We start from the raw sequence: 10306 nt of genomic DNA on the forward strand, positions 1-10306 counted from the left end.
ATCCCGCCCCGCCCCAGCACGCTAAGCAACCTGTAGCGCCCTATGTGGGAGGTTTCACCGTTCACGCCGGGCAAGCTTACCGACACGGGCCCGTTCTCCACAGACATGTTTCTGCCGGATATGGGCGCGCGCGGCTCCGAGCCCGTCATCCCCCGCGCCGGGGAAGGACCTCGCGTACGCGGTCCAGCGTCGGCAGCCCGTTCCCGGGCTCCACGACGAGCACGCGGCATCCCGCCGCCCGGGCCGCCGCGATCCCGGCAGGGCTGTCCTCCACGGCCACGCATCGCGCTGGAGACACCCCCAGCCGCCGGGCCGCCTCCAGGTACGGGTCCGGGTACGGCTTGCCGCGCGCCGTGTCCTCGTTCGTGATCACCAGGTCGAACGGGTGCCCCAGCCGCGGCAGCACCAGCTCCACGATGCTCCGGGGAGAGGCGGTGACCAGGGCCGTCGGGATGGCGGTCGCGGCCAGCCCGGCCAGCAGCTCCGGCGCGCCCGGCATGACCGTCACCTCCCGCTCGACGCGCCCCGCGAAGTCGTCGGTCAGCCTGCGGGCCACCGCCGGCAGACGGGGACGCCCGGCCGCCGCCGGCGCGCCGGGCCCGTCCCCGACCAGGTACGCGGCCACGTCCTCCACGGTCCGCCCGTGTACGTGCGGGACGTCGGCGGGCCCCAGGAGGCGGCCGAGGGACCCGGCGACGGCGGCGGCCGCCTGCCACCACAGGCCCTCTGTGTCGACCAGCGTGCCGTCCATGTCCAGCAGCACAGCGCCGGGATCGGCGAGGTCAGACGGCATCGGCCACCACGACGGGCGCGGGCACCGTGACCGTGCGGGCCGCCACCAGCACCGGCCGCTCCACCAGCCGGACCGCGACCCGCGTGCCGGGCCCGAGCCGTATCGCCTCATGACCGGCTACGTCGGCGAGGACCTCCCCGCCCGCCACGGCCAGCCGGAGCCGGACGGAGGCGCCGCGGAAGGACGCGGCGAGCACCTCGGCGGCTCCGTCCTCGGCGGGGACGACCTGCACCGCCTCGGGACGGATCAGCACGTCCACGGACGGATCCTCGGGAACCGGCCCGTCCACCGGCAGGAGCTGGCCGAGCACCGTCACGTGGTCCCCGGAGAGCTGCCCGATCAGGTGGTTCATGGTCCCGACGAACTCCGCCACGAACGGCGTGGCCGGACGGTCGTAGACCTCGGCGGGCGCGCCGACCTGTTCGAGCCGCCCGTCGCGCAGCACCGCCACCCGGTCGGCGACCGACAGGGCCTCCTCCTGGTCGTGGGTGACGAAGATGGTGGTGATGCCCAGGTCGAGCTGGAGACGGCGGATCTCCTCGCGCAGCGCCACGCGTACCTTGGCGTCCAGCGCCGACAGCGGCTCGTCCAGCAGCAGGACGCGCGGCTCCAGGGCGAGCGCGCGGGCCAGGGCGACGCGCTGCTGCTGGCCGCCGGACAGCTGGTGCGGGTAGCGGTCGGCGTGCTGCGGGAGGCCGACGAGCTCGAGCAGCTCGTCCGCCTTGGCGTGCCTGGTGGCCGCGGGCACCTTGCGCACGCGCAGGCCGAAGGCGACGTTGTCGCGGGCGTTGAGGTTCGGGAAGAGGGAGTAGGACTGGAAGACCATGCCCGCGTCCCGCTTGCTGGCCGGGACGTTCGTGATGTCCTTGCCGTCCACCAGCACCGCGCCGGAGTCCGGCCGCTCGAACCCGGCCACGCACCTCAGCGCCGTCGTCTTGCCGCAGCCGGAGGGGCCGAGCAGGGCGACGAACTCGCCGGGCGCGACGACCAGGTCGAAGCCGTCCAGCGCGACCGTCTTGCCGAAAACCCGCCGGAGCCCGCGGAACTCCACCGATGCGGTCATTGCTTCCTCTCCTTACCGAAAACGGTGGACACGGCCAGCAGCAGCAGCCAGATGAGCAGCAGGCTGAGGATCGACACGGCCACCGAGAGCTGGCCTCTGGAGCCGGAGACGGTCACGATCCACACCGCGAACGGCTGGTACCCGAGCAGGCTGGCGACGGTGTACTCGCCCAGCACCAGCGCCAGCGTCAGGAACGACGCGCTGGCCAGCGCCGAGCGCAGGTTGGGCACGACGACCCTGAACAGCACGTACGGCCACGAGGCGCCCAGGTTGCGGCCCGCCTCGACGAGCGTCCGCACGTCCATCGTGCGCAGCCCGGCGTCCAGCGACCGGTAGACGAACGGCAGCACCAGCACCACGTACGCCAGCACCAGCACCACGGGGAACGCCGGATCCTGCACCGCGATCAGCGTGGCCCAGAACGGCGTCGGGGCCAGCACCTCGGTGCCGTTGCGCAGCGACGTCCCGATCCCGGCGACGAACGTGATCGGCGGCACCACCAGCGGCAGCGTGCACAGCACCTCCATCACCGGCCGCAGCCGCGGCGCGAACAGCCGCACGGCCAGCATCGCGGGCAGCGACAGCAGCAGCACCAGCACGATCGTGGCGGCCCCCAGCGACAGCGACAGCAGCAGCGACGGCCCGAACCCATCGGCCGTCAGCAGCTCGCCGTAGGGCGAGAACGACACGCCGGTGGTGGGCGTGTAGATCGTGTACCAGAGCGACGCGCCGAGCGGGATCAGGAAGTAGGCGGCGGCCAGCAGGAACACCACGCCACGCCACACCCGCGGCCGGGCGGGCGGCTTCGCGGTCACGGCGACGGGCTCCAGGCCGGTCAGTGCAGCCATCGGGAGCTCCTCCTCTGCAGCGGCAGGTAGACCGCCATCACCAGACCGGCCACCACGATCATGTCCAGGCTGAGGGCGAGCGCGATGTTCTCGTAGCCGATCAGGACGTCGCCGGTGAGCGCGCTGGCGATCTTCAGGGTGACCAGCGGCACGACGGTCCCGACCATGGCGTTCGCGGTGGCGTACGCGGAGAAGGAGCCGCCGAACAGCAGCACCACCCCGCCCAGCACGGCCGGGGCCAGCACCGGCAGCGCGACGAAGCGCCAGTATTGCCACGAGGTGGCGCCGTTGTTGGCGGCCGCCTCGCGCCACTGGGGCCGCAGCCCGTCCAGCGCCGGCGCCATGACCAGCACCATCAGCGGGACCGAGAAGTAGAGATAGACCACGACCAGGCCCCAGAACGTGTACAGCGCTCCCGACGGCAGCCCGAGCAGGCCGCTGATCACGCCGGAGTTGCCGAGCGTGGCGATCCAGAAGAACGCCAGCGGCACCCCGCCGAAGTTGGCCAGCACGCCGGAGGCCGTCAGGACGGCCTCGCGCAGCAGCGTGAAGCGCGAGGTCACGACGGCGTACGCGAGGAACGTGCCGAGCACGGCCGCCAGCAGGGCGACCACGGCCGACAGCTTGACGCTGCCGATCATCGCGGTGAGGTAGCCGCCCTGCAGGCTCTGCGCCAGGTTCGCCAGGCTCGGCCGCCCCTCCGCCGTGAACGCCCCCGCCACCAGCGCGATGGCGGGGACGCCGAACACGAACGCGAAGAACGCCAGCAGGGGCAGCGCCCCGAGCCAGCCCTTCGAACTGGCTCTGTTCATCCCGAGATCGCGGCGTCCCAGCCGCCGGCCAGCTTGGCCTTGGCCGCGTCCACCTGCGCGGGCGTGGGGAACGTGGGCGTCCCCTCCACCTCGGGCAGCTTGTCCGCCAGCGTCTGGTCCGCGGTGCCGTCGGCGGTCATCGCGGGCAGCAGCACGGGGCGGGCGAAGCCCTTGAGGAACAGGTTCTGGCCCTCGGCGCTGTAGAGGTACTCCTGCCACAGTCTGGCCGCCGCCGGGTGCGGGGCGTCCTTGTTGATGGCCTGGGCGTACATCTGGAAGTACTTGCCGTCGGAGGGCACGTTCACCTTCCAGTCGATGCCCTTGGCCGCCATCTGGGGCGCGTAGGCGGCGTTGTTGTAGTCCCAGTCGATGCTGATCTGGGTCTCGCCCTTCTCGATGGTCGCCGGGGTGGTCTCGACCGGGTTGTAGTTGCCGGCGTCCTTCAGCTTCTTGAAGAAGTCGATGCCGGGCTGGATGTCGTCGAACGAGCCGCCGCCGGCGATGGAGGCCGCGTACACGCCGGCGAAGGCCGAGCCGGACTTGGTCGGGTTGCCGTTCAGCGCCACCTTGCCCTTGTACTCGGGCTTGAGCAGGTCGGCGAAGCTGGTCGGGCAGTTGTCGATCTTCTTGGCGTCGCAGCCGATCGACACGTAGCCGCCGTAGTCGTTGACCCAGAGCCCGGCCGGCTCCTTCTGGCCCTCGGGGATCTTGCCGAACGTCTCCACCTTGTACGGCGCGAACAGTCCCTCCGCCGCGCCGCTGATCGCGAACGACTGGCCGAGGTCGAGCACGTCGGGGGCGCGGTCCTGGCCCTTGCGGGTCTTCACCGCGTTGATCTCGTCGGCGCTGGCCGCGTCGGGGGTCTCGCTCTCGATCTTGATGCCGTACTTGGCCTGGAACTTCTCGATGATCTCGCCGTAGTTCGCCCAGTCGGGCGGCAGGGCGATGACATGGAGGTTGCCCTCCTTCTTCGCGGCCTCGACGAGCTTGTCGAGGCCGCCGAAGTCGGCGGCGGAGGTCGCCGTGGCGGCGTTCACCCCGCCCTCCGACGCCTGGGTGGTCTGCTGGGTGCTGGGAGCGGCGCCGCATGCCGCTGTTACTACGGTCAGGGCCGCGGCAATGCCGGCCGCGCGAGCGCGAGATGTGAACACGACGCCTCCGTTGTGCAGGGGGTGTGGAAAGAAACTAGAGGAACTTGTACAAACAAGCGAGCACTAGTAAGTCGCATGAATGTTGCTCTTTCGTGAATGGGACGGGACAGACATGGTTGCGCGCTATGAACGGATCGCCGATGAGCTGCGGGAGGAGATCCTCTCCGGCACGCACCCGGTGGGTTCCCAGCTCCCCAGCGAGGCCGAACTGGCCGCGCGCTACGGCGCGGCGCGCGGCACCGTGCGGCAGGCCGTGGCCGTGCTGGTCGCCGAGGGCCTGGTCGGCTCCCGGCAGGGCGCCCGGCGCATCGTGCTCGGCGCGGCGCGCAGCCAGAGCTTCGCCGAGCTGCACAGCTTCGCCCAGTGGGCGCGCGCGGGCGGCTACCGCTTCGGCGGCCAGGTGATCGAGCAGCGTCGCAGGCGGGCGACCGCGGCCGAGTCGGCCAGGCTGGGGGACGGTGAGGTGCTGGAGGTGCTGCGGCTGCGCACGCTGGAGGACGAGCCCGTCCTGCTCGAGCGGACGGTGTACGCCGGGTGGGTGGCCCCCGCCGTCGAGCGGCTCCCGGCCGGCTGTGAGTCGGTCACCGAGGCGCTGTACGACTCGATCGGGCTCGTGTTCGCCTACGGCGAGCACCTCATCGACGCGGTCTCCGCCGGCGCCCAGGACGCCCGCCTGCTGGGGGTGCGCCGCGGCAGCCCGCTCCTGCGCCAGCGCAGGAGCACCACGACCCACGAGGGCAGGCCTGTGGAGTCCTCCGACGACCGTTACCGGGCGGGCAGCGTGGCCTTCAGCATCCGCAACTCGATCGGCGCGAACCCTCTCGTACGGCAGGCGGTCGACTTGCGTTCCGAGCCCTGAGAACATATGTTCGACTTATAAGCGCCCGCCTTCCCCCGGGTGGCTCCACTTATGACCAGAGCCGCGGGGAGAAGCGTCTTGAGCAGACTCTATGGCGATCCGATAGAGGTGTGGACCAGAGACGGGGAACCGACCCAGTTCGTCTGGCGCGACCGCCTCTATCTCGTCCGCCGCGTCCTCGACCACTGGGTGGTCGCGCGCGAGTGGTGGAAGACCAACGAGAGCGACCCCGGAGAGCGCCAGTTCTGGCGGGTCGAGGCCAGCCCCGGGCGCGAGGTGGGCTCGTACGAGCTGCGCTACGACACCGCCAGCAACGGCTGGCTGCTGCTGAGGGCGTGGGACTGATGGCGCCCCCGTTCCCGCACCTCGACGTGAGCTCCGCGTACTCCATGCGCTACGGCACCGCCTTCCCGCAGGCGCTGGTGCGCCGGGCGTCCGAATACGGCATGGACATCCTGGCGCTGACCGACCGCGACGGACTCTACGGCGCCATCAAACACGTCCAGGCGTGCGCGGAGGCCGGGATCGCCCCCGTCCTCGGCGTGAACCTGGCGCTCGACACCCCGGCCTCGGCGTTCACCCCGGTGCCGGGCATGCGTACCCCTCGCCCCAGGACCGGGCCGGACGCCGAGGACCGGATCACCGTGCTGGCCCGCGGCGGCGGCTGGTCGCGCCTGTGCCGCCTGGTCACGGCCGCACACTACGCGGGTGAGCGTGGCGCCCCCAAGGTGACCCGCGAGCTGGCCGGCGAGTGGGCGGGCGGCCCCCATGATGAACGCGGCGGCGACCACGGGTTCGGCGCCGAGGACGGGCTCGTGGTGCTGCTCGGCCCCAGGTCCGACGTGGGCCGCGCGGTGGCCGAGCGGCGCGACGAGCACGCCAGGACACTGCTCGGCCTGTGGCGGGCCGCGGTGCCCGGCGTGGTGATCGAGCTGGTCGACCAGTACGGCTTCCGCGACGCCACCACGGCCGTGCGCATGCTCGGCCTGGCCGAGTCCATGGGCGTGCCCGCCGTGCTGACCAACGCGGTGCGCTACCTGGACCCGGCCGACCACCAGGTCGGCGACGTGCTCGACGCGGCCCGCCAGCTCGTCCCGCTGCACCCGCGCCACCTGGAGCGCACCACCTCACATGCCTACCTCAAGAGCACCAAGGAGATGTGGCAGGTGGCGGCCAAGGTCTGCGGCGCGGACCAGGAGCGGGTGGCGCGGCTGCTGTTCACGACCAGGCGGCTGGCCGAGGCGTGCTCGATGGAGCCGATGGAGCTGCTCGCGCTCAGGAACGACCCGCCCAACCTGCACCTGCCCGAGATCGGCCGCGACCCGGTGCCGCTGCTGCGCCACCGCGTCGAGGACGGGCTGATCAGGCGCGGGCTCGACCGCTCGGACGACGCCAGGGGGCGCCTCCGGGACGAGATGGCGATCATCGAGCGGAAGCGCCTGTCCGGATATTTCATCGCCGTGGCCGGCATCACGGACATGATCCGCGGCATGGACATCCGCTGCGCCATCCGCGGCTCGGGCGCCGGCAGCCTGGTCAACTACCTCATCGGCATCGGCGAGGTGAACCCCCTCGAACACGGCCTGCTCATGGAGCGCTTCCTGTCCGAGGGCCGCATCGGGCTGCCCGACATCGACATGGACGTCGAGTCGGCCCGCCGCCTCGACTGCTACAAGGCCATCTTCGACCGGTACGGCGAGTCCCGCGTGGCCTGCGTGTCCATGATGGAGACCTACCGGGCGCGCAGCGCCATCCGCGACGTCGCCGGCGCGATGGGCCTGCCGCCGCACGAGATCGACGCGATTGCCAAGGCGTTCCCGCACATCAGGGCCAAGCAGATCACCGCGTCCCTGAACGACCTGCCGGAGCTGCGCGACAGCCGGCTCGGCGAGGCGGGCCTGGACCGGGTGTTCCGGCTGGCGGAGAAGCTCGACGGCCTGCCCAGGCACATCGCACTGCACCCGTGCGGCGTGCTGATCGGCAACACGGGGCTGAAGGACAGGACGCCGGTGGAGCGCAGCCTGCTGGAGTTCCCGATGTCGCAGTTCGATAAGGACGACGTGGAGGAGTCCGGGCTGCTCAAGCTCGACGTGCTGGGCGTGCGGATGCAGTCCGCGATGGCGTACGCGCTGAGCGAGATCAAGCGGGTGGACGACGTCGTGGTCGAGCTGGACACGCAGCAGGGCGACGACGATCCCGGCCTCCAGTACGTCCCGCACGACGACCAGGACACCTACGACATGATCTGCGCCAGTCGCACCCTCGGCTGCTTCCAGATCGAGTCGCCGGGCCAGCGCGAGCTGGTGGCCAAGCTGGAGCCGCGCAGGATGCACGACCTGATCGTGGACATCTCGCTCTTCAGGCCGGGGCCGGTCAACTCCGACATGGTCACCCCCTACCTGGAGGCCAGGCACGGGTGGCGGCAGCCGTACTATCCGCACGAGCGGCTGCGGGACGCGCTGAAGGAGACGCACGGCGTCGTGGTGTTCCACGAGCAGGTGCTCAGGATCATCGAGGTGATGACCGGGCGGGACCTGTCGTTCGCCGAGCTGCTGCGGCGCACCCTGGACACGCCGGAGGGACGGGAGCGGGTACGCAGGACGTTCGTCCCCATGGCCAAGGCCAACGGCTTCGACGACGCGGCCGTCGAACGGGCCTGGCAGGTGCTGGACGCGTTCGGGGCGTTCGGGTTCTGCAAGGCGCACGCGGCGGCGTTCGCGCTGCCCACGTACCAGTCGGCCTGGCTGAAACGGCACCACGCGGCGGCGTTCTTCGCCGGGGTGCTCACGCACGAGCCCGGCATGTACCCGCCGCGCGTCATCATCGACGAGGCCAGGCAGTGCGGGATCAAGATCCTGCCGCTGGACATCAACAAGTCGGGCAAGGACTGGCTGGTGGAGCGGCTGGGGCCGCGGGTGCAGGTGCGCGTGCGGCCGTCCCAGCTGGAGGGCCGTCCTTCGGTGCGGCGGGAGGTCAAGATCGGGGAGATCGGCAAGGGGTACGCGTTGCGGGTGCCGTTCTCGGCGATCAAGGGGGTGAGCGAGAAGGAGGTCGAGCGGATGGTCGCGGGGCAGCCGTACACGTCGCTGGCCGACTTCTGGGACCGCGCCCGGCCCTCGCGGCCCACGATCGAGCGGATCGTCCAGGTCGGCGGCCTGGACGCGCTGCACGACCTGCACCCGGGCGGGCCGCGCTGGCGTCCGGGCGAGCTGACCCGCCGCGACCTGATCGCCCAGATCGGCGCGCTCGACCGGACCTCGTCGATCGGCGTGCGGGGCGGGCCGCGCACGTCCAGGCGCTACACCTCCACTGGCCCCTCGCTGGCGGAGGAGCACTCGGTGCAGCTCCCGCTGGGGTTCACCGAGCACCTCCCGCCGGGGGAGCTGCCCGAGATGACGGAGGTGGAGATGGTCGAGGCCGAGCTGGAGATCCTCGGCATCGACATCAGCCGGCACATCATCAGCTTCCACGACGAGCTGCTCGACCTGCTCGGAGTGGTACGTTCCAGGGACCTGCTCGCGCAGCGCAACGGGGCCGAGGTGCTGGTGGCGGGGGTCAAGGTGGCCACGCAGACACCTGCCGTGCGTTCGGGCCAGCGGGTCATCTTCACCACGCTCGACGACTCGACCGGGCCGATCGACCTGACCTTCTTCGAGTCGGTCCAGGGGCGGTGCGCGGCGACGGTCTTCGGGGCGTGGCTCATGCTGGCCAGGGGAGTGGTCCGGCGCACGGGGACGCGGGCGGTGTCGATGCGCGCGGTGGACTGCTGGAACCTGGTGGACCTGGACGTGCTGTGGCGCTCCCAGGGCATCGACGCGGTCCGCGCGGTGCTCGACCGCTCTCCCGAGGAGCCGGCGAGGGTCGGCGGGCGCCGGATCGAGTACCCCAACGGCTTCCGCCTCTCGCCCTACTCCGACCTCGGCCCGGCCATCGTCACCCCGCCCCGCAAACTCTGGCACGCCAGCCCGGGCAGCTCGGGCCCTACTGCGGCGTAGGGTCAACCTTCCTGGAGAACCCAGCAGAGCGGCTTGAGACGGCTCACTGGACTCGCCATGCCTAGAAATTTGTAGTCGACTGTCGCGATGTCTGGGATCTTCAGCCGCTCCGCCATCGCCAGCACGATTCCATCCACGTAGCCCAACGGTCCCGACACGAGCCTCTTGCAAAGCTCGGTTGCGCGGACACGATCCTCTGACGCGGGTGGGACGATCTCGAAGTCGCCGCCCCCGGAACTCATGGCCTCAAGGAACTGCACCTCCAGCGTGGGGCCGTTGCGCACGTTGTTACGAAGGAAGCCGCACACCTCGGCGAGTACGGGCTCGGGAATGACTAGCCGACCCTGCCACTCAGTCAGCAACCTGCTGCATCGGATGAACTCCCTGTCGCGATCGTTGAACGTGGCGATCAGTGGGCCGGAGTCGCAGAGAAGCGGTTTCATGCACTTCGCCGCGCGGAATCGATGGCCTCGACGATCACGCGGTCGCGATGGGCTTCGGCCATGATCTCGCGATATCGGGACGAGAGATCCGGCTCATCGATGCTGGCCATCCCCACCCAGGGAAACCGTCGCCGCACAGCCTCGAGATCGATGGATCCCTCAACGTCCATGACAGCCAATGTAAACGATGAGGCTCGCGCCCGGCTGAGTCGTGCGGGGGAAACGGCGACTCTTCGCTCATGACCCTTAACTTTATGCGATGACTACCTTTTCGTGTGGTGGAATCCGCTCACGACACTTAGCCGGTGCGGCCCATCGGGGTGGAGTCAGGGGCCGAGTGGG

The 10306-nt window shown here is 70.7% G+C and carries 10 protein-coding genes; 3 read left to right on the top strand and 7 right to left on the bottom strand.

What is annotated here, in order from left to right:
- Positions 1-145: 145 nt before the first annotated feature.
- Genes EJK15_RS63880 through EJK15_RS63900 form a run of 5 tightly spaced genes read right to left on the bottom strand, consistent with a single transcriptional unit; the run spans position 146 to position 4667 of the window.
- Positions 146-793, bottom strand: a complete 648-nt coding sequence (locus EJK15_RS63880; protein ID WP_138720021.1) for an HAD family hydrolase — start codon at positions 791-793, stop codon at positions 146-148.
- Complete coding sequence (locus EJK15_RS63885; RefSeq protein WP_138720022.1) at positions 783-1856, bottom strand: ABC transporter ATP-binding protein; 1074 nt, start codon at positions 1854-1856, stop codon at positions 783-785. Before EJK15_RS63885 ends, EJK15_RS63880 begins: the two co-directional genes overlap by 11 nt.
- Positions 1853-2704 (bottom strand): ABC transporter permease, encoded by an 852-nt coding sequence (locus tag EJK15_RS63890; RefSeq protein WP_138720023.1) that lies wholly within the window; start codon positions 2702-2704, stop codon positions 1853-1855. The genes EJK15_RS63885 and EJK15_RS63890 overlap by 4 nt, the downstream gene beginning before the upstream one ends.
- Complete coding sequence (locus EJK15_RS63895) at positions 2692-3516, bottom strand: ABC transporter permease (protein ID WP_138720024.1); 825 nt, start codon at positions 3514-3516, stop codon at positions 2692-2694. Before EJK15_RS63895 ends, EJK15_RS63890 begins: the two co-directional genes overlap by 13 nt.
- Complete coding sequence (locus EJK15_RS63900; RefSeq protein ID WP_138720025.1) at positions 3513-4667, bottom strand: ABC transporter substrate-binding protein; 1155 nt, start codon at positions 4665-4667, stop codon at positions 3513-3515. The genes EJK15_RS63895 and EJK15_RS63900 overlap by 4 nt, the downstream gene beginning before the upstream one ends.
- 112 nt (positions 4668-4779) lie before the next feature.
- On the opposite strand from EJK15_RS63900, the gene EJK15_RS63905 reads away from it, so the two are divergent.
- The 3 genes from EJK15_RS63905 (at position 4780) to EJK15_RS63915 (ending at position 9521) form a co-directional block, all read left to right on the top strand.
- Positions 4780-5526: a GntR family transcriptional regulator gene (locus EJK15_RS63905; protein ID WP_138720026.1), complete on the top strand. Its 747-nt coding sequence runs from the start codon at positions 4780-4782 to the stop codon at positions 5524-5526.
- A gap of 78 nt (positions 5527-5604) precedes the next feature.
- Positions 5605-5871, top strand: a complete 267-nt coding sequence (locus EJK15_RS63910; protein WP_171075319.1) for a DUF6504 family protein — start codon at positions 5605-5607, stop codon at positions 5869-5871.
- Positions 5871-9521: a DNA polymerase III subunit alpha gene (locus tag EJK15_RS63915; protein ID WP_171075320.1), complete on the top strand. Its 3651-nt coding sequence runs from the start codon at positions 5871-5873 to the stop codon at positions 9519-9521. The genes EJK15_RS63910 and EJK15_RS63915 overlap by 1 nt, the downstream gene beginning before the upstream one ends.
- 2 nt (positions 9522-9523) lie before the next feature.
- Here the strand turns inward: EJK15_RS63915 and EJK15_RS63920 are convergent, their stop codons facing one another.
- On the bottom strand, positions 9524-9964 hold the full coding sequence (locus EJK15_RS63920; protein WP_138720027.1) for a type II toxin-antitoxin system VapC family toxin: 441 nt from the start codon (positions 9962-9964) through the stop codon (positions 9524-9526).
- Positions 9961-10134: a hypothetical protein gene (locus EJK15_RS72205; RefSeq protein WP_171075321.1), complete on the bottom strand. Its 174-nt coding sequence runs from the start codon at positions 10132-10134 to the stop codon at positions 9961-9963. The genes EJK15_RS63920 and EJK15_RS72205 overlap by 4 nt, the downstream gene beginning before the upstream one ends.
- Positions 10135-10306 lie beyond the last annotated feature (172 nt).

Origin of the sequence: Nonomuraea basaltis (genome assembly GCF_005893125.1) — a bacterium.
GTDB classification, from domain to species: Bacteria; Actinomycetota; Actinomycetes; order Streptosporangiales; family Streptosporangiaceae; genus Nonomuraea; species Nonomuraea basaltis.

Excerpts from the sequence above, each read along its gene's own strand:
- EJK15_RS63880 (WP_138720021.1), bottom strand. The coding sequence starts at position 793 with ATGCCGTCTGACCTCGCCGATCCCGGCGCTGTGCTGCTGGACATGGAC.
- EJK15_RS63885 (WP_138720022.1), bottom strand. The coding sequence starts at position 1,856 with ATGACCGCATCGGTGGAGTTCCGCGGGCTCCGGCGGGTTTTCGGCAAG.
- EJK15_RS63890 (WP_138720023.1), bottom strand. The coding sequence starts at position 2,704 with ATGGCTGCACTGACCGGCCTGGAGCCCGTCGCCGTGACCGCGAAGCCG.
- EJK15_RS63895 (WP_138720024.1), bottom strand. The coding sequence starts at position 3,516 with ATGAACAGAGCCAGTTCGAAGGGCTGGCTCGGGGCGCTGCCCCTGCTG.
- EJK15_RS63905 (WP_138720026.1), top strand. The coding sequence starts at position 4,780 with ATGGTTGCGCGCTATGAACGGATCGCCGATGAGCTGCGGGAGGAGATC.
- EJK15_RS63915 (WP_171075320.1), top strand. The coding sequence starts at position 5,871 with ATGGCGCCCCCGTTCCCGCACCTCGACGTGAGCTCCGCGTACTCCATG.
- EJK15_RS63920 (WP_138720027.1), bottom strand. The coding sequence starts at position 9,964 with ATGAAACCGCTTCTCTGCGACTCCGGCCCACTGATCGCCACGTTCAAC.
- EJK15_RS72205 (WP_171075321.1), bottom strand. The coding sequence starts at position 10,134 with ATGGACGTTGAGGGATCCATCGATCTCGAGGCTGTGCGGCGACGGTTT.